The organism is uncultured Thermosynechococcus sp., from assembly GCF_938074695.1.
In the GTDB taxonomy this organism is placed as follows: Bacteria; Cyanobacteriota; Cyanobacteriia; order Thermosynechococcales; family Thermosynechococcaceae; genus Thermosynechococcus.
On record NZ_CALJEM010000041.1, the window covers coordinates 20,019 to 42,080 of the forward strand.

At 54.2% G+C, this 22,062-nt stretch carries 23 protein-coding genes, 1 tRNA gene and 2 pseudogenes; 9 read left to right on the plus strand and 17 right to left on the minus strand.

Going from position 1 to position 22,062, the window contains the following annotated elements:
* Positions 1-42 precede the first annotated feature (42 nt).
* Entirely contained in the window at positions 43-1,302 is a 1,260-nt protein-coding gene (gene argJ, locus Q0683_RS06775) for a bifunctional glutamate N-acetyltransferase/amino-acid acetyltransferase ArgJ (RefSeq protein WP_298611811.1), read from the plus strand.
* Between the two features lie 13 nt (positions 1,303-1,315).
* Here argJ and Q0683_RS06780 read toward each other — a convergent pair whose 3' ends face one another.
* Complete coding sequence (locus Q0683_RS06780) at positions 1,316-1,480, minus strand: PAP/fibrillin family protein (RefSeq protein WP_298617050.1); 165 nt, start codon at positions 1,478-1,480, stop codon at positions 1,316-1,318.
* Between the two features lie 104 nt (positions 1,481-1,584).
* On the opposite strand from Q0683_RS06780, the gene Q0683_RS06785 reads away from it, so the two are divergent.
* Positions 1,585-2,724, plus strand: a complete 1,140-nt coding sequence (locus tag Q0683_RS06785) for a glycosyltransferase family 1 protein (RefSeq protein WP_298611826.1) — start codon at positions 1,585-1,587, stop codon at positions 2,722-2,724.
* On the opposite strand, the gene Q0683_RS06790 is transcribed toward Q0683_RS06785, so the two are convergent.
* The 4 genes and pseudogenes from Q0683_RS06790 to Q0683_RS06805 form a co-directional block, all read right to left on the minus strand.
* Positions 2,714-3,907: a class I SAM-dependent methyltransferase gene (locus tag Q0683_RS06790; protein WP_298976945.1), complete on the minus strand. Its 1,194-nt coding sequence runs from the start codon at positions 3,905-3,907 to the stop codon at positions 2,714-2,716. The two genes, Q0683_RS06785 and Q0683_RS06790, sit on opposite strands and share 11 nt — an antisense overlap.
* Positions 3,907-4,074 carry a hypothetical protein gene (locus Q0683_RS06795; RefSeq protein ID WP_298611802.1) on the minus strand — a complete coding sequence of 56 codons (168 nt, stop codon included), beginning with the start codon at positions 4,072-4,074 and terminating at the stop codon, positions 3,907-3,909. Before Q0683_RS06795 ends, Q0683_RS06790 begins: the two co-directional genes overlap by 1 nt.
* Positions 4,060-4,556, minus strand: a pseudogene (locus tag Q0683_RS06800) (proline dehydrogenase family protein); the annotation flags it as partial. The gene Q0683_RS06795 and the pseudogene Q0683_RS06800, both read right to left, overlap by 15 nt.
* Before the next feature lie 96 nt (positions 4,557-4,652).
* Entirely contained in the window at positions 4,653-5,051 is a 399-nt protein-coding gene (locus Q0683_RS06805) for a hypothetical protein (protein ID WP_298611796.1), read from the minus strand.
* 39 nt (positions 5,052-5,090) lie between these two features.
* Between Q0683_RS06805 and priA the strand changes: the two genes are divergently transcribed.
* On the plus strand, positions 5,091-7,508 hold the full coding sequence (gene priA / locus Q0683_RS06810) for a primosomal protein N' (protein ID WP_298976946.1): 2,418 nt from the start codon (positions 5,091-5,093) through the stop codon (positions 7,506-7,508).
* A 33-nt stretch (positions 7,509-7,541) separates the two neighbouring features.
* Here the strand turns inward: priA and cruF are convergent, their stop codons facing one another.
* The 8 genes from cruF to Q0683_RS06850 all read right to left on the minus strand — a co-directional run bounded on the left by cruF (position 7,542) and on the right by Q0683_RS06850 (position 13,966).
* Positions 7,542-8,435 (minus strand): gamma-carotene 1'-hydroxylase CruF, encoded by an 894-nt coding sequence (gene cruF, locus Q0683_RS06815; RefSeq protein WP_298976947.1) that lies wholly within the window; start codon positions 8,433-8,435, stop codon positions 7,542-7,544.
* Positions 8,436-8,601: 166 nt separating this feature from the next.
* A complete protein-coding gene (locus Q0683_RS06820) occupies positions 8,602-9,312 on the minus strand; it encodes a TrkA family potassium uptake protein (RefSeq protein ID WP_366142733.1) in 711 nt (236 codons plus the stop codon).
* Positions 9,313-9,354: 42 nt separating this feature from the next.
* A complete protein-coding gene (locus tag Q0683_RS06825; protein ID WP_298613636.1) occupies positions 9,355-9,633 on the minus strand; it encodes a glutaredoxin family protein in 279 nt (92 codons plus the stop codon).
* Entirely contained in the window at positions 9,611-10,096 is a 486-nt protein-coding gene (locus tag Q0683_RS06830; RefSeq protein ID WP_298613633.1) for a VOC family protein, read from the minus strand. Before Q0683_RS06830 ends, Q0683_RS06825 begins: the two co-directional genes overlap by 23 nt.
* Positions 10,097-10,161: 65 nt before the next feature.
* Complete coding sequence (locus Q0683_RS06835; protein ID WP_298976948.1) at positions 10,162-10,485, minus strand: hypothetical protein; 324 nt, start codon at positions 10,483-10,485, stop codon at positions 10,162-10,164.
* 43 nt (positions 10,486-10,528) lie between these two features.
* Positions 10,529-11,854: an aspartate aminotransferase family protein gene (locus tag Q0683_RS06840; protein ID WP_298613627.1), complete on the minus strand. Its 1,326-nt coding sequence runs from the start codon at positions 11,852-11,854 to the stop codon at positions 10,529-10,531.
* Positions 11,855-11,872: 18 nt separating this feature from the next.
* Positions 11,873-12,700 carry a DUF975 family protein gene (locus Q0683_RS06845; protein WP_298613624.1) on the minus strand — a complete coding sequence of 276 codons (828 nt, stop codon included), beginning with the start codon at positions 12,698-12,700 and terminating at the stop codon, positions 11,873-11,875.
* Positions 12,701-12,928: 228 nt separating this feature from the next.
* Complete coding sequence (locus tag Q0683_RS06850; RefSeq protein ID WP_298613620.1) at positions 12,929-13,966, minus strand: cysteine synthase A; 1,038 nt, start codon at positions 13,964-13,966, stop codon at positions 12,929-12,931.
* A gap of 123 nt (positions 13,967-14,089) precedes the next feature.
* Between Q0683_RS06850 and Q0683_RS06855 the strand changes: the two genes are divergently transcribed.
* Positions 14,090-14,176 (plus strand) — tRNA-Ser (locus Q0683_RS06855).
* Positions 14,177-14,658: 482 nt separating this feature from the next.
* Here Q0683_RS06855 and pyrR read toward each other — a convergent pair.
* Entirely contained in the window at positions 14,659-15,201 is a 543-nt protein-coding gene (pyrR, locus tag Q0683_RS06860) for a bifunctional pyr operon transcriptional regulator/uracil phosphoribosyltransferase PyrR (RefSeq protein ID WP_298613647.1), read from the minus strand.
* Positions 15,202-15,564: 363 nt separating this feature from the next.
* On the opposite strand from pyrR, the gene uvrB reads away from it, so the two are divergent.
* The 3 genes from uvrB (at position 15,565) to ispF (ending at position 18,802) form a co-directional block, all read left to right on the plus strand.
* The gene (uvrB, locus tag Q0683_RS06865) at positions 15,565-17,574 is read left to right on the plus strand and encodes an excinuclease ABC subunit UvrB (RefSeq protein WP_298976949.1); all 2,010 of its coding nucleotides are present in this window, start codon (positions 15,565-15,567) and stop codon (positions 17,572-17,574) included.
* A 155-nt stretch (positions 17,575-17,729) separates the two neighbouring features.
* The gene (gene apcB / locus Q0683_RS06870) at positions 17,730-18,239 is read left to right on the plus strand and encodes an allophycocyanin subunit beta (RefSeq protein ID WP_298613614.1); all 510 of its coding nucleotides are present in this window, start codon (positions 17,730-17,732) and stop codon (positions 18,237-18,239) included.
* A gap of 80 nt (positions 18,240-18,319) precedes the next feature.
* Positions 18,320-18,802 carry a 2-C-methyl-D-erythritol 2,4-cyclodiphosphate synthase gene (ispF, locus tag Q0683_RS06875; RefSeq protein WP_298613611.1) on the plus strand — a complete coding sequence of 161 codons (483 nt, stop codon included), beginning with the start codon at positions 18,320-18,322 and terminating at the stop codon, positions 18,800-18,802.
* A 9-nt stretch (positions 18,803-18,811) separates the two neighbouring features.
* Here the strand turns inward: ispF and Q0683_RS06880 are convergent, their stop codons facing one another.
* Entirely contained in the window at positions 18,812-19,558 is a 747-nt protein-coding gene (locus Q0683_RS06880; protein ID WP_298976950.1) for a pentapeptide repeat-containing protein, read from the minus strand.
* A 95-nt stretch (positions 19,559-19,653) separates the two neighbouring features.
* On the opposite strand from Q0683_RS06880, the gene Q0683_RS06885 reads away from it, so the two are divergent.
* Both Q0683_RS06885 and Q0683_RS06890 read left to right on the plus strand, forming a co-directional pair.
* A complete protein-coding gene (locus Q0683_RS06885) occupies positions 19,654-20,610 on the plus strand; it encodes a LysR family transcriptional regulator (protein ID WP_298613605.1) in 957 nt (318 codons plus the stop codon).
* A gap of 1 nt (position 20,611) precedes the next feature.
* Entirely contained in the window at positions 20,612-21,256 is a 645-nt protein-coding gene (locus tag Q0683_RS06890; RefSeq protein ID WP_298613602.1) for an alpha/beta hydrolase, read from the plus strand.
* Here Q0683_RS06890 and Q0683_RS06895 read toward each other — a convergent pair.
* Both Q0683_RS06895 and Q0683_RS06900 read right to left on the minus strand, forming a co-directional pair.
* Complete coding sequence (locus tag Q0683_RS06895; RefSeq protein ID WP_298976951.1) at positions 21,243-21,887, minus strand: diacylglycerol/polyprenol kinase family protein; 645 nt, start codon at positions 21,885-21,887, stop codon at positions 21,243-21,245. The two genes, Q0683_RS06890 and Q0683_RS06895, sit on opposite strands and share 14 nt — an antisense overlap.
* Before the next feature lie 14 nt (positions 21,888-21,901).
* Positions 21,902-22,062 (minus strand): annotated as a pseudogene (locus Q0683_RS06900) (UDP-N-acetylglucosamine 2-epimerase (non-hydrolyzing)); the annotation flags it as partial.

A 22,062-nucleotide genomic window follows, 5' to 3' on the forward strand; every position in this document is an offset into this window, starting at 1 on the left:
TAGCCCTGATATAATCGCAACGATTCTCTGGTTGACGACGTTATGGGTCACTGGCAACGGATTACAGGTGGGGTCACTGCCCCCAAAGGATATCGGGCTGCGGGAATGGCAGCAGGATTAAAAGCTTCAGGGGCAGCGGATCTAGCATTGATTGTTTCCGACGTGCCGGCGATTGCCGCTGGGGTATTTACAACGAACCACGTGTGTGCAGCCCCTGTAACCTACTGTCGTCAGCGGTTACAAACGAAGGGAACAGCGCAAGCCATTTTGTGTAATTCCGGTCAAGCCAATGCTGCCACCGGCGAACAGGGCTGGCAGGCAGTTTTAGCCCAAGCGGAGATGGTGGCAACGGCCTTAGGAGTCAGTCCAGAGATGGTGCTGGTGGCGTCAACAGGGGTCATTGGTCAGCCGATTCCCCTGGAGAAAATACGCCAAGCTTTGCCCACCCTGACGGCAAGCTTAAGCCCCAACAATGGGGAGGCTGCTGCCCGTGCCATTATGACGACAGATTTAGTGCCTAAGCAAATTGCTCTTGAAGCCATCTGGGAAGACCAACCCGTTCGCATTGGCGGCATCGCTAAGGGTTCAGGAATGATTCACCCAAATATGGCGACGATGCTGGCCTTTATTACCTGTGATGCCGCCGTATCTCCCCATCTGTGGCAGGAGATGCTGCAACGCGCCTGCGATCGCTCCTTCAATCAAATTACGGTTGATGGCGATACCAGCACCAATGACAGTGTCATTGCTTTGGCCAATGGCCAATCCCGCACCCCGGCAATTACAGAGCCAGGACCTGCGGCAACTCGTCTGGAGGAAATGTTGACCGCAGTCTGTGTCCATTTGGCAAAGGCGATCGCCCGTGACGGCGAGGGAGCAACCTGCCTCATTGAAGTGCAGGTGAGCGGTGCCAGTGATGATGTAGCCGCACGCCAAGTGGCCAGAACCATTGCCGGCTCCATGCTGGTGAAATCCGCCATCTATGGCCGAGATCCCAATTGGGGACGTATTGCTGCCGCCGCTGGTCGCGCCGGGGTGCCCTTTGATGCCAGCAATCTGGCTATTTCCCTTGGCGGGATTCCAATGATGTGCCAAGGTCAACCTCTGCCCTTTGATCGCGCCGCTGCCAATGCCTACTTGGTGAACCAAGCCACTGCCAGCGTGGATGCCAGCGGCCAACAATCCATTGAACATCCCGTGGTTATTGAAGTGAGTATCGGCCACGGCCATGGTCGTGGTCTCGCTTGGGGCTGTGATCTTAGCTACGACTATGTGAAAATCAATGCCGAGTACACCACTTAGTCCCTTGTTAGACCTATTGACCTCCCCGCAGAAAATCAAGTTTTGTACCCATCCCATGACTGCTGCTGCTCTTCTCAAGGGAGGTGGCAAGAGCGGCCACCTGTTTGCGATCGCGAGGGGTAGCTAGAATACCTCGATTCAGGCCAGCGATCGCCATTAACAATTCTGTTTTCGCCACTGTTTACCCCTCCTTAGGAAGGAAACTTTTTGGCTCCGACGGGTTGCGCCAAGACCCCCCTGATTCGAGAATGGGAAAAATCCCTCTCCATTCAGGTTACCGAAATGCGGATCGCGCTATTTACCGAGACATTTCTGCCCAAAATTGATGGCATTGTTACCCGTTTGTGTCAAACTGTACGCCATCTGCAACGCCATGGGCATCAGGTGTTGGTGGTGGCTCCTGAGGGTGGGTTAGATCATTATGAAGGCGCGCAGATCTACGGTGTCTCCGGTTTTCCCCTCCCATTGTATCCTGAACTCAAATTAGCCCTGCCGCGACCCGCCATTGGTAAAGCCCTAGCCACCTTTGAACCCGATCTGATCCATGTGGCCAATCCGGCTGTTTTAGGGTTGGCGGGTTTGTACTATGCGGAGAAATTGCAATTACCCTTAGTGGCCTCCTACCATACCCACCTGCCCCAATATCTGAAGTACTATGGCCTAGGGTTTCTTGAGGAAGTCCTCTGGTCACTGCTGCGCTGGGGGCATAACCGCGCTCAATTGAATTTGTGTACCTCGACAGCAATGGTGGCGGAACTGAAAGCCCACGGGATTCGCCATCTCCATCTCTGGCAGCGGGGCGTGGATGTGGAATTGTTCCATCCCCAACGCCAAAGTCAAGAAATGCGACATTTTCTCAGTCAAGGGCATCCAGATGCTCCCCTGCTCCTTTACGTGGGTCGCCTCTCGGCTGAAAAGGAAATTGAGCAAATTAAACCCATCCTAGAGCAGATACCGCAGGCAAGACTGGCCCTAGTGGGCAATGGCCCCCATCGAGATGCCCTAGAAAAACACTTTGCCGGTACACCCACCCATTTTGTCGGCTATCTGCGGGGTGAACGCTTGGCGGCGGCCTTTGCCTCGGCGGATGTCTTTATTTTTCCCTCACGCACGGAAACCCTTGGCTTGGTTCTCTTAGAGGCGATGGCGGCAGGCTGTCCGGTGGTGGCGGCCAATAGTGGGGGAATTCCCGATATTGTCACTGATGGAGTGAATGGCTTTTTGTTTGATCCAGCGGATCCTACGGGAGCGATCACGGCTTGTCAACGTCTTTTTGACTCGCCGGGTGACCGCGAGACCCTCCGCCAAAATGCCCGCCAAGAGGCAGAACGCTGGAGTTGGGCTGCCGCCACCCAGCAACTGGAGGAGTACTATCGGTCTCTTTTGCCAGCTCCGCAACGGGATGTGGCTCTCAGTCGTTGAGCAACCTTGGGGAAGTCCCCCTCTGAGTTGCTCTGAATACCTGATCTGCTTCCTGTAAGGGCGGCAGTTTTAGGGTGGCCTGTTTGCCCTGAAGAACGACGTAGAAGCCACCGAGGCCTAGAGGATCAATGAGTTGGTGTAGGGATTGATGGCGGTTTAAGGCGTGGAGGAGATGGCCATTACTCTGTTGTTGGGCAAGGAGGCGATCGCCCAAGCCTAGGGCCATGAGAAACAAACTCTGACGGGTGATATACAGGGTTTCAAGGCCAAACTTTTCCCCGTAGCGAGTCAAGGCAGTCACATCCACATGAGCTGTGATGTCCTGCTCGCCAACAAAACTATAGGGATTGTTGTGGCGGCGATGGCGGTAGTAGCACTGTAGGGTGCCCTCACAGCGGGCAGGATGGTAGTACTGATGTGCGGGATACCCATAGTCAATGGTAAGAACAAAGCCCTGCTCAAGGCGCTGGCTGAGGTCTTTTAACCACGGGATAAGGCGCAGATTGACTTCAGTACGGTAGCCGTCGGCATAGCCCTGCTGCTGTGGATCAATGCCGATAGTGGCAAAGTACTCATGGATGCGATCCTCCCTCAGGGGGCGCAACACCTCTTGAAAGGCTCCTTGCTTATCGAGGGTTACATAAATTTCCTGCCAGTTGCCCCCCTGCCATTGCAGCCGATGCACCGGAAAAGCATCGATCAGTTCATTGCTAAAGATACAGCCGATGATCGATTCCGCAGGGGTCTCAGCACCTTGCCAGGACAGGCGATCGCCCCAACGTGCCAAGCGTTGCTGTTGGCGCTCCCGTAAACTGGGGGATTGTTCTTGAATCTGATACTTTAGGGCGGCAAAGAAATCGGGATAGGTGGCTTGACTATAACCTAAGACAACATCAGCAAACTCCCCCTCACCAGCGCCCATTTCCAGTAGTGTAAACCGTTGGGGACAATCCAAAGCGTGCCACATCTGAACAAAGGCCTCGGTGAGGAGTTCGGCAAAATCTCTAGTCAGACTACCGGAGGTGATAAAGTCGCCCCTTCGGCCGATTTGCATTTGAGGTCGGTTATAGTAGCCCCCCTGTGGGGCATACAGCGCCAAATCCATAAACTCACAAAAGGAAATGGCGCCCACTGCCCTAATGCGCTCCTGAATTTCAACAAGTAGCGGATTGCCCGTCGGCATTAATTATCCAGTCCAGCAATGGGTGCAAAGCCTTGGCGCTGCACATTCTCGGTAATGACGCGCGGCTCAGGAAATTGTAGCAGGTAGGAGTAGAAGGCCGTCAACTTCACGGAAACCTGTACCGGGTTGACTCCCGCCCGCTGCCCTAAGGGGCTGAGTTGCGCCATTAAGTCAAGGTAGCGTCGCGATACTGCTGCGCCTCGGCCTCTGTAATTACCGCCTCCCCTAGAATATCCATGGTCACCAGCATGCCCTGCTTGCCCAAATGGCCAATGGTTTTCAGCACCTGTTCGGTGGTTTCGCCGGCAATGTATTTGTGGGCAAGGGCTTGCACGGCAGTCATAAATGTGGTGGCCGCTGCTTGCGCTGGCAGTGAATCGGGTTGGGCAAAGTTGAGGAGCTTTTTCAAGCGTTCCGGCAGTTCCACAGCGGGGTCACTGAGGTACTCTTGGAGATGGCGAGCCACCTCGCTTTTGCTGCGCAGGCTAGGCAGACAGTCAATGGGCCGAAAAAGTTGTACCCGCAGGCACGGCTGTTCCATAGCCCAACCGAGCAGCTTGTTTTCTATGCGGATTTGCTCCCGCAATTGGCTCAGGAAGTTTCGGGAAGTTTGGCTTGCTGCCCACAGTTGACGGGCGATCGCAATCATTTGTGCTTCGTAAAGATCATCGAAAAACAGAGGGGTGAGGAGGCGTTTCCTTTATCCTCCCATGTTCCCCAGAAAGACAAGGGTCTCAGCCCCTTGCTAGCGCGGACGAATAAAATGGCGGTTGGCTCGCACCAAGCAAATCTGATTGTCCTTCCCAAGGGTCACCTTCAGCCAAGGCAGACCACGATCATCAGGGATCATGGCAAAACCGGCTGGGGCAAGATTTGCCTTCAACACCGTGCCGCGTGGAAAGCGACGCACCACAGGCCAGCGCCAAATGTCTGTCCGCGGCCACTTGGCCAGGGGACTATACCACGCCTTTGGGACTTGGGGTGACCACCGACAGTTGAGGCCTTGCCTATCTGAGTCCACCACCACCCAAGTGCGATGATCAGTGCGGAGAGGGTAGTCTCCATGGCGGTTGGCTTGGGGTAAATTGGGGTTCTGGGCAAGGAGCGGTAGGAGTAGTAAAGTTGTCCAAACCCTTCGAGGCATTTTTTTCCGCCTATGAGCCTTGTTAGTTCTACCCCTGTTATGGCACAGTGCCCGGCCTATGCTAAGGTCTTGGTAGATTGTGTGGGGGCGACTGACGCCTACACCTACAGTGTTCCCAAGAATTGGGCGGTGCAGGGGGGCGATGTGGTGGAGGTGCCCTTTGGTGCCCAAGTGGTGCGGGGAATTGTTCTGGAAGTCCAAGCAGAGCCGCCCCCGACAGTGGAGCCAGCGCGCTTGCGATCGCTCCTAGAAATTGTTGACCAGCAGCTTTTTCCAAAAGATTATTGGGCGTTCCTAGAGCAGATTGCCACCTACTACTGCACGCCTTTGATCCAAGTGGTGCGCACTGCCCTGCCGCCGGGGGTTTTGGGGAGAGCACAACGGCGGGTACGTCTGCGCCGCCAACAGGGCATTCCTCCCCTGTCTGAGCAGGGGCAACATCTGCTGCGCTTTCTCCAGAGCAAAGGCAGTGGGGACTACAGTGTGCGCTACCTCCAGCAACACTTTCCCAAAGTGCGGCGAGCCCTCAGTGAACTCGAACGTCTCGGCTTAGTGGAGACCTATCTGGCAGCACCCAGCGCTCAACAGCCTAAACACCAACAGGTGGTGGTGCTCCTGAAGGGGAAGGGAGGGGAGGAGCTAACGCAGCGGCAGCGGCAGATCCTGCACTATCTTCAGCAACAGGGTCGCGACTGTCCGCTGCAGGAGGTACTCACAGCAATGGGCACCACCTCCCAAACCCTGCGGCGTCTTGCGGACAAGGGGTATCTTACCATTGTCGAGCAGCAGTCTTGCCGTCTTGAACAGGGAGTAGCGGTTCCGCCAGAGGCGCCTAAAACGTTAACGCCTGCCCAAGCCACTGCCTTAGCACAAATTTTGCAGCATTTAGAAACGGGGGAAACCTTTTTGCTCCACGGGGTCACCGGCTCCGGCAAGACAGAAGTCTATCTACAGGCCATTGCCGCCTGTCTAGAGCGGGGGCGATCCGCCTTGCTGCTCGTGCCGGAGATTGGCTTAACACCGCAGTTGACAGATCGGGTGCGGGCGCGGTTTGGACAGCGGGTGTTGGTTTATCACAGTGGCTTGAGTGAGGGGGAGCGCTATGACACTTGGCGCTTGACGCTCCTGCAGGAGCCGCGCGTGGTCATTGGCACACGATCTGCTGTGCTTCTGCCCCTGGTCGGGCTGGGTCTGATGATTCTGGATGAAGAGCACGACAGTAGCTACAAGCAGGATCAACCCCAGCCCTGCTACCATGCCCGCACGGTGGCGGAATGGCGATCGCGCCAACAGTCCATTCCCTTGATTTTGGGAACGGCTACCCCTGCCCTGAGCACATGGCAAGCAGCGCAAATGGGGCGGATTCACCCTCTGTCCCTGCCGGAACGCATTCACGGTAGCCCCCTGCCCCCCATTACCGTTGTGGACATGCGCCAAGAGCTGCTCCGCAAGAACTACTCCATGCTCAGTTTTCCTCTTCAGGAAGCGTTGGCAAATCTAGGGGGTCAGCAGGCCATTCTCTTTGTCCCGCGGCGTGGATATAGCACGTTTGTGTCCTGCCGCAGTTGTGGCACGGCTCTGTACTGTCCCCACTGCAGTGTCTCGCTTACCGCACATCTGTTTAGCGACCACCTAACGGTTCTGTGCTGTCACTACTGTGGTTACCAGCAGGCTTTTCCTCGGCGGTGTCCCAGCTGTGACTCTCCCTATCTCAAACCCTTTGGCGGCGGTACGCAGCGGGTAGTTGCGGAACTCAATCAGCGGTTTCCCCAGTTGCGGGTACTGCGCTTTGACAGTGACACTACGCAACGTAAAGGATCTCATCGCCAACTGTTGAGCCGGTTTGCCGCCGGCGAGGCGGATGTGATGGTAGGGACGCAAATGTTGACCAAGGGGATTGATTTGCCCCAGGTGGCCTTGGTGGGAATTTTAGCTGCCGATAGCCTGATCCATCTACCGGATTATCAAGCTACGGAACGAGCATTTCAGGTGCTCACCCAAGTGGCGGGGCGATCCGGGCGGGGCAGTACGCCAGGGCAAGTTATCCTCCAAACCTATGTTCCTGAGCATGGGGTCATCCAAGCGGTAAAACAGTACGACTGGGAAACCTTTGCCACCCAGGAGCTGAGCAACCGCAAGCCTTTGGGCTATCCTCCCTATGGCCAACTCATCCTTCTGCGCCTCAGCAGTCCTGATCCAGAGCAGGTGGCCACCACAGCCCAGGCGATCGCCCAGCAGTTACAGGCACTCCCACCCGTTGCAGAGGGCACGTGGGAAGTTCTCGGTCCAACACCGGCGGCGATTGCCAAAATTGCCGATCGCTACCGCTGGCAAATTCTCCTGAAAGGTTCACCCACAGATTTTCCGCGGCTGAGTCAAGCCCTCAATGGCCTTAGGACGCACTGTCCCGGCTCCACGCGATTCAGTATTGATGTTGACCCCTTTAATTTCCTTTGAAGGAATTGCCCCTTCTCCCCCCAGGAATCATCTCTACCGAAGATCTACTGCCGTCTTCCCCAGAGAAGTTTGAGCAAACCACCACAGCAGCGTGACGGGTACGACACCTAAAACAAAGCCTAGGGTTGCGGGAATCCAAAAACGCTGATCCAAGGAGGTAAGCGTAATCACCGCGCCAAAGGCAAAGTTGACCAGATAGACCAGCAGGGGGGTAATCAGTTGCCTGCGGTTGACCACCACCGGCTTTGGCCACCAGGTGATCATTGCCAGCCCCATAAACATTGCCCCTGTCCCTGTCCACCCCAAAATGTTGCGGTAGGGCATGCCAAAGAACTCACCCACATCCTGAAATTGCCAGAAGGGGACTGCCGTTTGACTCATGGCCGGATCCAAAACAAAGTCCCAGGCCGTCAAAAAGATTGCTCCTAAGCCCACGGTGCTCAGGACTGCCCCAAAGCCCAGCGGTTTGCCTTCCCGCAGAGGACGACTTATGAAACCGCTATAGGCGAATAGAAATGTGACCAGCCCCATATAAAACCAAGAGAGGGGAATCGTAAAAGGAACAAGGCCAGCAATTTTGTACCCCAAGCCACTGAGGTAACCGTAATGGCCAAAGGGAAAGCCGGTACTGGTACCCAACAGTTCACTGGTGAGGGAAATTCCCACTGCTGGCAGCAGAAAGCCGAGAAGTTTGCCAAGGCCAAAGTGGCGATAGGTATGGAGAGCGATCGCCAGCGCCCCGAGGACAATATAAACTACCCCGCCGTTCGCCATGCTCCACTGAAAGAGCTGCTGACCCCAGGGGGGCAAGGCCAGAATAAACTCAGGATGGGGTACCACGAGAAGTAACCCCGCCAAACCAAAGGCCATTGCCAAGATGTGACCAATCAGGCACACCTGCTCCGCAGTGTAAAGCGCGTTCTTCATAGGGGCAATCTCAAAGGGTAGGGGGCAATTGTTTACAAATGTTAATATGAGTGTATCACTCTTCTGCCTGCTGTCTGCGACCCCCCAAAAGGGAGCCAGCATTGGCTAAGGGCGTCATAGCAGTGTGAGGCGGTTCTGGTCTAGGGAAACAAGCCCTCACCCCCTGCTAGTGAATGTGCTGACTGCGCAAAAAGCGGTCAATGTCCTCATTGGCACCAATCACCACCATAACGTCCCCCTTCTTGAGCTTTTGGCTAGGACTGGGATTGATCTCAAACTTGTCATCAAAGCGCAGGGCAATCAGGTTGAGGCCATAGCGACTGCGAAGTTCCACCTCCGCAACGGTGCGATTGTGAAATACCTCGGGAACCTTGATTTCCACAATACTTTTTTCAGGGTCGAGATCAAACCAATCGAGAATGGCCGGTCGGGTGAGGGATCGCGCCAAGTCGCAACCCGCCTCATATTCCGGGAAGACCACGCGATCTGCCCCGACGCGCTCTAGCAGTTTTTTGTGAATCTCCGAGGAAGCCTTGGCAACGACATTGGGCACGCCCCCTTCCTTTAGGTTAAGCGTAGTGATGATACTGGCATCCACATGATTGCCAATGGCGACAATCACTGTTTCAAATTCCAGCAGACCTGCTTCCTTCAGGGCTTGGGGATCTGTGGAGTCCAATTGAATTGCATGATCCACAATGTGATCCTGCAGGACTTGATTGACTAACCGCTCTTGGTTGTCACTCCCTAGCACCTCGTAGCCCATGCCGTGCAGGGTTTCACATACCCCTCGGCCAAAGCGCCCCAGACCGATTACGGCAAACTGCTGGGAGATCTTGACCCCGCGCCCGCGAAAGAACATCGCTCCCAAATCCACCATAGGTGAGTTTCCTGTTGGCGTACTACGCTGATTATCCCCTCAATCGGCAGCCTCCGATTTGCTCCCACCCGCCAATTGCTGGAGGCGCTGCCGAATCTGTTCAGCACTTGCACGGGGAGAAAAGCGCGGCACGGGAATGACCTGTTCGCCGATGACCAAATAGAGCAGCGGAATTTCGTACTGATAGGCTTGCCACCACTCTTCGCAGCGAGTAATGTCGCGTACTTCAAGGGTAAATTCCCTCAGAGTAGCCAGCTTTTCCTGTAGCCCTTCACACAAGTGACAGCCGGGCTTGCTATAGAGAATGAGATGACTCACAGGGGGAGACAGATGCAGGGGAGGTATCGCCAATGGAAGCGTGATTCCGCAGGCCAAAAATGGCTTCTACATTGCGGTAGTGCTTGATTTCAATGAGATTGTGGAAGGGGTCTGCCAAAAAGAAGGTTTGATGCTCTAGGGGGGTGTTGGGAAAGCGGGTGCGCGGCGGCTGATAAAATTCCAGCCCGTTTTTGACCACGCGATCGCGCAGATTTTGCCAGTCGGCCTGAGCCAAAAAAATCAAACCAAAGTGGCGCGGATAGATGTTTTTGGGTGGGGTTAGGGGTTCAGCGGTGACATGGGCCACCAGTTGATGGCCATACAGCTTGAGGATTAGACAGTGGGCGTTTTCCCGCCCTGGTTCGCAGCCCAAGCCGTCAATGTAGTAGGCTTTGGTGTCCGCTAGATTGTTGACCGGAAATGCCAAGTGAAACAATACAGGCGCGATCGCTAAGTGCGCCATACCCCCTCTCAAAAAAGCTAAATTATCCGCTATTGTAGCAGGATCGCTCCTCCGCAGCGCCCACTTTACCTACACCGAAAGGGATAACAAGGATAGGGAAAGTGGGGGGAATAAACAGGTGCGCCGTAGGGCAAGTAGTAAATCACAGGGCGAGCTGGATAGGGCACCGGTACGATAATGTAGGTCTGGGATTGCCCCGGCGGACGGTAAAAGATGGGGTTGTAGGGAGTGTATTGCGGGGTCTGTGGCCGCCCAAAAGACTCGAGGCCGGGGAAGAAGACATCTACCCCCGGCTGATTGGGAAAGAGAGGATAGGCCGCCCGCATTGGGGGAGCGATCGCCAGGAGGGTCACGACACTCCCGATGGCCAGCGACAGGAAGCGTAACATACAAGCCTCCGGTGAGAGAGTGCTTTTGCTGACGCTCAGCCAGCTAAGGAAGTTCCCGCAGAACGCGACTTAAAATCTCCATCATTTGATCAATGTGCGATCGCTCCACAATTAACGGAGGCGAGAGGGCAATAATATCCCCTGTAACTCGAATCAGCAGCCCCGCCTCAAAGGCACGGCAGAGGGCATCATAGCCACGGGCACCCCCTTGACCTTCCCGCGGCGCCAATTCAATGCCCGCCACCAGGCCCAAATTGCGAATATCAATGACATGGGGCAGCCCCCGCAAGCTGTGGACGGCCTCCTGCCAATAGGGAGCAAGGGCAGCCGCCCGCTCAAATAGGGCTTCCTTTTCGTAGATCTCTAGGGTGGCTAAGGCAGCGGCACAGGCAAGGGGATGTCCCGAATAGGTGTAGCCATGGAAAAACTCAATTTGCCCCAAGGGCCCTTGCATAAAGGTTTCATAGATTTCATCGCGCACAATGACCGCCCCCATGGGCACAGCCGCATTGGTCAACCCCTTGGCCACAGTAATCAGATCCGGCGTCACGCCAAAGTATTGGCCGGCAAAGGGAGCACCCAGACGGCCAAAGCCGGTGATCACCTCATCAAAAATCAACAGGATGCCATGGCGATCGCAAATGGCGCGCAGGCGTTCCAAGTACCCTTGGGGCGGAATCAATACCCCCGTAGAACCCGCCAAGGGTTCGACAATTACAGCGGCAATTGTTGAAGCATCGTGCAGAGCCACCAACCGCTCTAGCTCATCGGCTAAATGTGCTCCCCACGTTGGCTGCCCCTTGCTGAAGGCATTTTGCTCAAGATTGTGGGTGTGGGGCAGATGATCTACCCCTGCCAAAAGAGGACCAAAGAACTTGCGATTGGCGGCAATGCCTCCCACGGAAATTCCCCCAAAGCCAACCCCGTGATAGCCCCGCTCACGCCCAATGAGCCGTTGGCGACTGCCTTCCCCCCGCAAGCGATGGTAAGCTAGGGCAATTTTCAAGGCTGTGTCCACCGCCTCAGAGCCAGAATTAGTAAAAAAGATATGGTTGAGAGGCTCAGGGGTAATGGCACGCAGGCGATCGGCAACCTGAAAGGGTCCCGGATGCCCCATCTGAAAGGTGGGGGCAAAATCCAGGGTAGCAGCCTGTTGAGCGATCGCGCTGCGGATTTCAGGGCGGCAGTGTCCGGCATTAACACACCACAGCCCCGCTGTGGCATCGAGAATGGAGCGGCCATCAATACTCGTGTAGTACATCCCCGCCGCTGACACGAGAAGGCGAGGGCTTTGCTTAAACTGCCGATTGGCCGTAAAGGGCATCCAAAAGGGGTCGAGGTTAATCTCTGCAAGGGTAGGCAGCGTCATTACACTAAAACTAGAAAGCTAATTTGTATCTCTGATGGAGGGAATTAGGCCAATAATATCGCGGTAGGCTGCTACAATGACACAACTACTCCAAGGAATTGTCACCAACAGCCCCACACCGCAGAGGCACAAGCCTAAAATATGGAAGAAAATAATTGACACGTTGAGAAAAAAGAAGCTCCACCAGCTACGGGAGATCAAGCGGCGACTGGTTTCTAGGGCTGGCCACACGTCAAACCGGTGCTCCACCACCAAAGGCAGGGCAAATAGATAGGCTACCCCAAAGTAAATCCCCAACAGCAGCAGGAGAATCCCCCCCAAGATTAAAACGGGTGTCAGCACCTCAGGAAAACGGGGGAGTTGATCGAGGAGGGTTAACAATTGTCTGGTATCTGCCTCTGAGGCAGCACCTTCAACGGCGCCCTGCTCTAATACACTTTGCAAAAACGGCAACCCTGCAACCAGAAATAGGACACCGGCACTGAGAACAAAGAGATTAGTTATCAAACTAATGATTAAATTTGTCAAAAAGACAGGCAAAAAGTAGTTATTCTTGAACGCCCCGAAGAAGTGAGTAAATTCGGGTCTTTGGTTACGGGCAATCTGAAAACCAAAAAAGTAGTAGCCTGCGGAGAAAAGTCCTGCCAGAATAGTGCTAACAACTAGACCAGCCCCTGGAATATTGTTGAGCACAACATTAACCATGGAAACAAGAATAAAGAAGCCAATGTAAGCAAGGGGCTGGGTGCTGAAAATTTGCCAACCCTCCGTCAGGTACTGGCCAATCCGCACTTGGTAAGAACGGCCAGCGATCGCTTGGGGGGTATGTTCTGACTCACCGTACATGATGGCGGCTCCAGGGATTTGCCTTGAGCTTAACGACTGTTCTGTCTTGCGCCAATCTTTAGTGTGGCACTTTTTGAACTTTTTGAGATTTTGTAAGCACTATTAAGCGGTTGGCAACGAAATTTTACCTACACAGCTCAGAGGCCAAGAACAGGCGATCGCTCGGCCAGAGAATCCACTTTATTGACTCCGAGGGAATAAAACGCGACTCAATCGAAAAAATGCAAATCAAAAGGGTGATCCGCTGGAATTGGTATTAGACATTGTTCCCAAGGCTTCACGTTTTTTAATCTCTGGCACCCGTAGCCCTTTGCTGGCCAGCCACGCCGGGTTAAAAAGCCGCGATTGATAGCGGGAACCCCCATCGCACAGCACGGTGACAATCGTGTGGCCGGGACCCAGTTCCTTAGCAAGGCGTACCGCTGCCCCCACATTAATGCCCACAGAGCCACCCATGAAAAGGCCATCGTAGTGGAGTAGTTGATAAATAATCTCAAGGCACTCTTGATCCTCAATTTGAATCGCATCATCAATGGGAGCGCCTGCTAAGTTTGCTGTAATGCGGCTATTGCCAATGCCTTCAGTAATGGAACTACCCCTGCTGCTGAGGGTGCCTGTTTTTACATAGCTATAGATGGCACTGCCCATGGGATCGGCAATCACGGTGCGAATGGCCGCATTTTTTTCCTTGAGGTACATGGCCACTCCTGCATAGGTGCCCCCAGTACCAGTTGCCGCTACCCAGGCATCAATTCGGCCATCGGTTTGCTGCCAAATTTCAGGTCCTGTGGTTTCGTAATGGGCTTGGCGATTGGCAAGGTTATCGAACTGGTTTGCCCAGATGGCATTCTCCATTTCAGCAGCAATACGCCCGGAGAGCTTCACATAGTTATTGGGATCCCTATAGGGTACGGCAGGAACCGGGCGCACCTCGGCACCCAGAGTACGCAGCAGGTCAATTTTTTCTTGGGATTGGGTATTGGGAATAACAATCAGACACTTGTAGCCCTTAGCATTGCAGATGTGGGCTAGGCCAATGCCCGTATTGCCCGCTGTGCCTTCGACCACGGTACCGCCGGGTTTAAGGAGACCTTTTCTTTCAGCATCTTCAATGATGTAAAGGGCTGCCCGATCCTTGACAGAGCCACCGGGGTTGAGGAACTCTGCCTTCCCGAGAATTTCACAGCCTGTGAGGTCACTAAAGTAGTTCAGGCGAATTAGCGGCGTCTGACCGACGGTGCCCACAAAACCCTGTTTAATATCCATGCCGTCGTTGTTTGAAGTTGACTGAATACTTTTATGGTAAAGGGGTTTGCCGCCAGAATTTCCTTGAGGAGGCGATCGCCAAGCGTGCCTTTAGCATTTGCTTTTGCTATGATTACAGATCTTGGAGAGGTGGCAGAGTGGTTGAATGCGCTTGACTCGAAATCAAGTTTAGGGTAACACCTAACGGGGGTTCGAATCCCCCCCTCTCCGTTGACTTTCCCAATGGTTTAGAAAAGGGCCGACTCTTGCCTTAGCCAGCTCCACAGGAGGGGCACGACCGGTTTATCGTTGAGCTAAAAAAGTTGTGAAGAGGAAAAATTTCTGAATTGACTCCATCAAATAGCGTAATCTCATTCAGGAGGCTCTTCTTAGCTAGTTGCGCATATCGAGGATCAATTTCGACAGGCCTGCACCACCACTTCTCTTTGTCCAACACCGCAATTAACCCGGCACGAGCAATTCCATAGGGGGTTGAGGGCACTAGCCATGATCCACTAGCCGTCCGCCCTGAGATGCTTCCCTCCTTCCAGACAATGGTGCACTGGTATTTCCAGCCAAGCTCCTGAGCCAAAACCGTCAAATCTGCATCTTGTACTGCGCGATATTCAAGACCGACCTCATAGGGGCAGTCACAATCAAGTTACTAAAAGGCTCAGCAAATAAATGAGACTAATTCCGTTGATCTTCCTGAATCAATAGGGTTTCCGCAACTCTACTCCATCCCGCTGATCAATCTCTTGCAAAAGTACCTTCACCACTTCATCGCGAGCTGTGGGCAGCACTTTACCGGTAAAGTCGGGGTGAATGGGCAATTCCCGATGCCCGCGATCAATCAGCGCCAGTAACCAAATGGCACTGGGGCGACCATAGTCGTGGACAGCATTCAAGGCGGCGCGAATCGTGCGGCCACTAAAGATCACATCATCCACCAAGACCACAATCCGCCTAGAGAGATCGACCGGAATCAGGGTCTGCTGTGGTGTGCGCGGGCCAATGCGATCCAAGTCATCGCGATAAAACGTAATGTCCAACTCACCGATGGGCAAGCTCAGCCCTTCCAGTTGTTCAATGTGTTGCCCCAAGAGCTTGGCAAGGGGAACGCCACGGGTATGAATCCCCAACAACACCAATTTGTCGAGGGCATCGCGAGCCTTCTCCACCACTTGGGAGGCTAAGCGGGTTACAGTGCGCCGTAGATCGTCGGCGCTTAGAATTTCAATGACTTCACCAGCCATGGCCGTCACGGTAGGGAATTCCCAGATTTTAGCGAAATTCCCGCAAAAAGAAACCCTACGCCAAGCGGGTAGGGCCAAGGACGCAGTTAGGAGGTATCTTGTTTCCCTACGATACTGCCGATATTTTGGGGGAGCCAAAGCTTTTACCAATTCTTTAGATTTGGCGCAATTAACTGTTACAATACACAAGAAGCTGTTATCTAGAATACTAAATTCTCAGCCCTTTTCTAAAATGGGTGGGAATCTAGTTTGGGCGGTTTCAAGTGCCTTCACCCCTTCTGAAAAGGACTGTGGGGGGCTTGCTCCTCTGTCCCTCGACTACCCTAAGAGCTAGGAAAGAATTCTTTAATTTAGTATTGGGCAATGACCAGCACTCCGTTTCGCATTCACGCTCCCTTTGAACCCACCGGTGATCAACCCCAAGCTATTCAAAAACTGGTCGCTGGGGTACGGGCAGGACATCGCTTCCAGACCCTGCTAGGGGCAACGGGCACGGGTAAAACCCACACAATCGCCCGCGTGATCGAGGCTATTGGTCGCCCGACCCTAGTCTTGGCTCACAACAAAACCTTGGCGGCGCAACTGTGCAATGAACTGCGCTCCTTTTTTCCGGAAAATGCGGTTGAGTACTTTATCTCCTACTACGACTACTACCAGCCTGAAGCCTACATTCCCGTTACCGATACTTACATTGAAAAAAGTGCTTCGATTAACGAAGAGATTGATATGTTGCGCCACTCTGCTACTCGCTCCCTCTTTGAACGGCGGGATGTCATTGTGGTTGCCTCGATTAGCTGCATCTACGGCTTGGGCATTCCAGCGGAGTATCTAAAGGCAGCCATTCCTCTAGAAGTGGGCTGTGAAACGGATCTGCGGCAACTCCTGCGGCAGTTAGCCACGATTCAATACACTCGCAATGATGTGGAGTTAGGACGGGGGCGTTTTCGGGTCAAAGGGGATGTCTTAGAGATTGGGCCGGCCTATGAAGATCGCATTATTCGCGTCGAGTTTTTTGGCGATGAAATTGAAGCGATTCGCTATGTGGATCCGCTGACGGGGGAAACCCTGCAAAGTGTGGAACGCCTGAATATCTATCCTGCGAAGCACTTTGTCACCCCTGCGGAGCGTCTTGAAGCAGCCTGTGCCGCTATTGAGGCAGAACTTAAAGAGCGAGTTGCCCAGTTAGAGGCAGAAAACAAGCTACTGGAGGCACAGCGCCTCAGTCAACGCACCCGCTATGACTTGGAAATGCTGCGGCAAGTGGGTTACTGCAATGGAGTCGAGAATTACTCGCGTCACTTGGCGGGCCGGGCAGCGGGGGAACCGCCGGAGTGTTTGATTGATTACTTTCCTGAGGATTGGCTCCTGGTGGTGGATGAATCCCACGTTACAGTGCCCCAGATTCGCGGCATGTACAATGGCGACCAAGCCCGCAAAAAGGTGCTGATTGACCATGGCTTTCGGCTGCCCAGTGCGGCAGATAATCGCCCCCTCAAGGCGGAGGAATTTTGGCAGAAGGTGAAGCAGTGCATTTTTGTCTCGGCTACCCCCGGCGATTGGGAATTAGCGGTATCGCAAGGGCAAGTGGTGGAGCAAATTATTCGCCCCACAGGGGTGGTGGATCCAGAGATTTTTGTCCGCCCGACCCAAGGACAGGTGGATGATTTGTATGGAGAGATTCGCCTGCGGTGCGATCGCCAGGAGCGAGTACTGGTGACCACCCTCACCAAACGCATGGCCGAGGATCTCACAGAATACTTCCAAGAGCGGGGCGTGCGAGTACGCTATCTGCACTCAGAAATTAATGCGATTGAGCGCATTGAAATTCTGGAAGCCCTGCGCCAAGGGGACTTTGACGTGCTGATTGGGGTGAACCTGCTGCGGGAGGGACTGGACTTACCAGAGGTGTCGTTAGTGGCAATCCTGGATGCCGATAAAGAGGGCTTCCTGCGGGCGGAGCGATCGCTCATTCAAATGATTGGCCGCGCAGCCCGCCATGTGCGGGGACAGGCCATTCTCTATGCCGACACCCTCACCGACAGTATGCAAAAAGCAATCCAAGAAACAGAGCGGCGCCGCGCCATTCAACTGGCCTATAACCAAGCCCACGGCATCACCCCCCAACCCATTGTCAAGAAAACCAGCAACGCTATTTTGGCCTTTTTGGAGGTCTCCCGCCGTCTGAATACCGAGTCGGTACCTCTGTTATCTGCCCAAACCTTACAGGAACTGAGTTTAGAGGACATTCCCCAACTGATCCAAGACCTGGAGGCAAAAATGAAGGCAGCCGCTCAAGAATTGGCCTTTGAGGAGGCCGCTCGCTATCGCGATCAAATTAAGCGTCTGCGCGATCGCTTGCTGGGACACGTCTAGAATTATGAACTTTTGTAATAGTTCGCAACAGTCCGTAAACGAAAGCCAAGGGGGGGAAACCCGCCCATGGTAAGCTAAGTACGGTTTTAGTCCGCGCATTTTGGCTGGCGTTCGGGTTAACGCTAGTTTTACAGTTCTAGGAGTAAGAAAAACCTATGCGTGATGCCGTCACCACACTGATTAAAAACTATGACTCCACCGGTCGCTACCTCGATCGCGATGCTGTTGAGCGCTTGCGCTCCTACTTTAATTCCGGTGCGGCGCGGGTTAAAGCAGCGGCAGTAATCAATGGCGATGCCGCAGCCATCGTTAAGGAAGCCGCTTCTGCCCTCTTCACAGAGCAGCCGGAACTGATTCAACCCGGCGGCAACGCCTATACCACCCGCCGCTATGCCACCTGCTTGCGGGATATGGACTACTACCTGCGCTATGCCAGCTATGCCATTGTGGCCGGGGATGTGGATGTCCTCAATGAGCGCGTCCTTGAAGGGTTGCGGGAAACTTACAACTCCCTTGGGGTTCCCATTGGTCCAACGGTGCGGGGCATTCAAATCATGAAGGAGATTGTGCGCGATCGCGTCACCGCCGCTGGCATTGAAGACACCAGCATTGTTGAACAGCCCTTTGACTATATGTGCCGCCAACTGAGCGAAGTGAATATTTAAGTTGGCCAAGGTAGAAGACTCTGCAACAATAGAGGGCGGTAGTATCGGCGATCGCCCCTTCGTTATTTTATACAGCAGCCATGAAAATCCGCATTGGCAATGGTTACGACATCCATCAATTGGTGGCGGGGCGGCCTCTCATTTTAGGCGGTGTCAAACTAGAACACTCCCTAGGACTCTTGGGACATAGTGATGCCGATGTCCTAACCCATGCAATTATGGACGCCCTCTTGGGTGCCCTCAGCCTGGGGGATATTGGCCATTACTTTCCCCCCACTGATCCGCAGTGGGCAGGGGCAGATAGTCAAGTCCTATTGGCAAAAGTGGCGGCACTGATTGCAGAACGGGGCTGGCAAGTGGGCAACATTGATGCGGTAGTTGTGGCGGAGCGCCCCAAACTCAAGCCCTACCTTCACCAGATGCGCGATCGCCTGGCAATGACCCTTGGTATTGATCGTGACCAGATTAGTATTAAAGCCACCACCAATGAAAAACTAGGGCCTGTGGGGCGCGAAGAGGGGATAGCTGCCTATGCGGTTGCCCTACTCCAGTCAGCGGCTTAGGATGAATCATTACCTGACGTAGAGGCTGTGGTGAAAATTCGTTTGCTCACACCGACTTTCCTCTAAGTTGGCATGGCGAAAGTTGGCCCAGCAACACGTCGCCCCCTGTAGGTTAGCGCGCACAAAAAGGGCACGGGCAAAGTAACCCCGCGTCAGCCCCGCATGGGCGAGGTTGGCCCCATAGAAGTTGCAGCGATAGGCTTGCACCCCCTCAAGGGAAGCCTGCACCAGTTGCGCAAAACGCAGCGTGGCCTCATTTAGACTCGCTCCCATGAGCAGAGCAAAGGAAAAGTCACTGGCAGCGGCGCGGGCATGGCTGAGATCGGCTTCACACCAATTACTGTGGCGACAATCTGCCTGCTCAAGGGTAGCCCAAGAGAAATCGGCATAGCTAAACCGCGCGTGCTGTAAATTGGCCAGTTGAAAATTTGCCCGCTGGGCAGTGGCGCGATCGCCCACCGTTTTCAAAAACAACGCGCCGCGACAATCAGCATCATTGAGGTTGGCTGCGGTTAAATCTGCCTCATGAAGGTTGGCAAAGCGCAAATCCCCATGGGCAAGGTTCACTTCCCGCAGACAGGCCCGGCTCAGGTTACACCCCCGCAGATCGTAACCCCGCAGATCCATGCCCGTCAAATTCATGTCACTTAAATCTACAGTAAGCTGAGGATAGGTTTGCCGCCACTCGTTCCAGAGGTGTCTACCCCCCCGCAGGCGATCGCCGACTACCTGAGTCGAGTCCCCTTTGATCATCATTCTTGCCTCGAGATTCTTCACATTTCGTTATCCTGCCGCCAAATTTGATAGAATTCAATCTATGTAGCCCTATCGCTGACGAAAGGAGAGTGGGTTTGAAACAGGCAACCCTACATCAGCTTAAGGTTTTTGAGGTCACTGCTCGCCACGGAAGTTTTACTCGTGCTGCTGAGGAACTCTTTCTGACGCAGCCCACCGTCTCCATTCAAATGAAGCAGTTGACCCGTGCCGTTGGCATGCCCCTCTTTGAACAAGTGGGCAAACGGCTCTATCTCACTGAAGCTGGCAAAGAACTGTTGGCCACCTGTCAAGACATTTTTGAGCGGCTTGAGCGGTTTGAAATGGCCATTGCCAACCTCAAAGGTCTGAAGCAGGGACACTTGCGGCTGTGTGTAATTACCACGGCCAAATATGTGATTCCCCGCCTGCTAGGCCCCTTTTGCCAGCGCTATCCTGGGATTGATGTCGCTCTAACGGTCACTAACCACGAACAGGTGGTGGAGCGCATCCGAGGCAATATGGATGATCTTTATATTCCCAGTTACCCACCAGACAATGTAGATGTGGAGTGCCACCGCTTTTTGGATAACCCCTTGGTGGTGGTTGCCCCCAGTCACCATCGCCTCAGTGGCCGCAGTAAAATTCCAATTCAAGAGTTGGCAGGAGAACCCTTTATTATGCGGGAGCAGGGGTCGGGCACCCGTCAAGCAGTGGAGAAACTCTTCGCCCAGCACGGTGTACCAATCAATATCCGTCTTGAATTGGGGAGCAATGAATCCATTAAGCAGGCGATCGCGGGCGGTTTGGGAATTTCTGTGCTTTCCCATCACTGCTTAGCCCTTGACCGTGAGTCCGGCCAATTGACGATTCTCGATGTGGAACACTTCCCAATTCAGCGGCACTGGCATCTGGTTTATCCTGCGGGCAAGCAGCTGTCGGTGGTGGCCCAAGCCTTCTTTGACTATGTCTTAACGGAGGGGCGGCAGATGATTGAATCCAGCCTCACCTACCCCGGTGGGGCGGCTCCTGCCAAGGAACTCAACCCGGTCTAGCATGGTCAAGCTGCAATTTCTTGCCCTTCCCGATCCGCCGATCGCGGCAGCGCACAGTCTTTTACTGCTCCACGGCTGGGGGGCCAATGCCGCAGACTTAATCTCCCTTGGGCCATTACTGGCGCCCCAAGCCCAAACCTATGCCGCAGAAGCCCCCTTTCCCCATCCCTACGTTGCCCAGGGGCGGATGTGGTATGACCTGAATCAGCACGATGCCCCCAATGGGTCATTATTGCTGGATGAGCGGGCAACGGATTTAGCCACCAGTGAAGCTGCACTGCGGGAGTGGATTGCCAGCTTGCCCATTGATCTAAGTCGCACAATTTTGGGGGGATTCTCCCAAGGGGGGGCACTGACCTTGGCCGTGGGCTTAACGTTGCCCTTGGCGGGACTAGTGGTCTTTAGCGGCTATGTGGTACGCCCGCCGGTGGTCGCAGCCACCTCACCACCCGTGTTGATGATCCATGGCACAGCGGATCCGGTGGTACCCTTTGCCAGTGCCCAGGCCAGTTGGCAAGCCCTGCAAGCAGCCGGTGTCAAGGGAGAGTTTCATGCCCTACCCATGGCCCATGAAATCAACGGAGAAGCGATCGCGATCGCCCGCCAGTTTATTGAAAATGCCCTTTCTCAAATCAACTCAAACTGAGCAAGCCGTAGCCGAGTAGAGCGCTGCCAATTGGAACTGTGAGATTATCAATTCCCCGCCAAGCAATCAGTTCCAAGAGGGTAGCACCCAGACCCACTAGGGGGGCAATCCAGAGCAATTCCACAGCGGCAATAGGGCTGAGAGATAGAGCCGCCACGAGGGTACTCACCCAGAACATTGTCAGCGTTCCTTCCCAGCTTTTACCCGTTCGCAGCAAAGGGTGTTGTCCCCAATGAATCCCCACAAGGGCAGCTAGGCCATCTCCCCAAGCCATCACCAAAATTCCCAGAACTACAACTTCCGGCAGCCTGTCCCAAAAGAGCGCCATCAATGTGCCAATACTCACGGCATAAAAAAAGGTGCCCCAGCTTTGTCGCCCCACCCCGCTAATACTGGGAAAAATAGGCACCCAATGGGAAAGAAGGGTGATCACACCGGCGATCGCTGCGGCAACAATGCCCCAACTCGTGGGAACCCCTAGGACGTAGGCAATGAGGATAACTTGACCGGCACCGATGTGAACCACTTTCCGTGACCATTCTTTGGCATTGGGAAACCCAGCGTGAATGAGTTCTGCTATGACCAGCACTAAGCCCAGCCAACCTGTGACCAAAATACCTGCCCAGAACATTCTCATTGCTCTCCTCAGTTGGCGGTGGCCTTTTGCTTTGGGTGCTGGGCAAAAAACTGTGTCACAATTTCCAGAATGCGATCGCTCGCCTGACCATCGCCAAAGGGATTAATTGCCGTTGCCATACGCTTGTAAGCTTCTGAATCCGTGAGCAGCTCAATTGCTGCCGCTGCAA

Bases quoted from the DNA above. Each gene is read 5' to 3' on its own strand.
- argJ (WP_298611811.1), top strand. From the start codon at position 43: ATGGGTCACTGGCAACGGATTACAGGTGGGGTCACTGCCCCCAAAGGA.
- Q0683_RS06785 (WP_298611826.1), top strand. From the start codon at position 1,585: ATGCGGATCGCGCTATTTACCGAGACATTTCTGCCCAAAATTGATGGC.
- Q0683_RS06790 (WP_298976945.1), bottom strand. From the start codon at position 3,907: ATGCCGACGGGCAATCCGCTACTTGTTGAAATTCAGGAGCGCATTAGG.
- Q0683_RS06795 (WP_298611802.1), bottom strand. From the start codon at position 4,074: ATGGCGCAACTCAGCCCCTTAGGGCAGCGGGCGGGAGTCAACCCGGTA.
- Q0683_RS06805 (WP_298611796.1), bottom strand. From the start codon at position 5,051: ATGCCTCGAAGGGTTTGGACAACTTTACTACTCCTACCGCTCCTTGCC.
- priA (WP_298976946.1), top strand. From the start codon at position 5,091: ATGGCACAGTGCCCGGCCTATGCTAAGGTCTTGGTAGATTGTGTGGGG.
- cruF (WP_298976947.1), bottom strand. From the start codon at position 8,435: ATGAAGAACGCGCTTTACACTGCGGAGCAGGTGTGCCTGATTGGTCAC.
- Q0683_RS06830 (WP_298613633.1), bottom strand. From the start codon at position 10,096: ATGGCGCACTTAGCGATCGCGCCTGTATTGTTTCACTTGGCATTTCCG.
- Q0683_RS06835 (WP_298976948.1), bottom strand. From the start codon at position 10,485: ATGTTACGCTTCCTGTCGCTGGCCATCGGGAGTGTCGTGACCCTCCTG.
- Q0683_RS06840 (WP_298613627.1), bottom strand. From the start codon at position 11,854: ATGACGCTGCCTACCCTTGCAGAGATTAACCTCGACCCCTTTTGGATG.
- Q0683_RS06845 (WP_298613624.1), bottom strand. From the start codon at position 12,700: ATGTACGGTGAGTCAGAACATACCCCCCAAGCGATCGCTGGCCGTTCT.
- Q0683_RS06850 (WP_298613620.1), bottom strand. From the start codon at position 13,966: ATGGATATTAAACAGGGTTTTGTGGGCACCGTCGGTCAGACGCCGCTA.
- pyrR (WP_298613647.1), bottom strand. From the start codon at position 15,201: ATGGCTGGTGAAGTCATTGAAATTCTAAGCGCCGACGATCTACGGCGC.
- uvrB (WP_298976949.1), top strand. From the start codon at position 15,565: ATGACCAGCACTCCGTTTCGCATTCACGCTCCCTTTGAACCCACCGGT.
- apcB (WP_298613614.1), top strand. From the start codon at position 17,730: ATGCGTGATGCCGTCACCACACTGATTAAAAACTATGACTCCACCGGT.
- ispF (WP_298613611.1), top strand. From the start codon at position 18,320: ATGAAAATCCGCATTGGCAATGGTTACGACATCCATCAATTGGTGGCG.
- Q0683_RS06880 (WP_298976950.1), bottom strand. From the start codon at position 19,558: ATGATGATCAAAGGGGACTCGACTCAGGTAGTCGGCGATCGCCTGCGG.
- Q0683_RS06890 (WP_298613602.1), top strand. From the start codon at position 20,612: ATGGTCAAGCTGCAATTTCTTGCCCTTCCCGATCCGCCGATCGCGGCA.
- Q0683_RS06895 (WP_298976951.1), bottom strand. From the start codon at position 21,887: ATGTTCTGGGCAGGTATTTTGGTCACAGGTTGGCTGGGCTTAGTGCTG.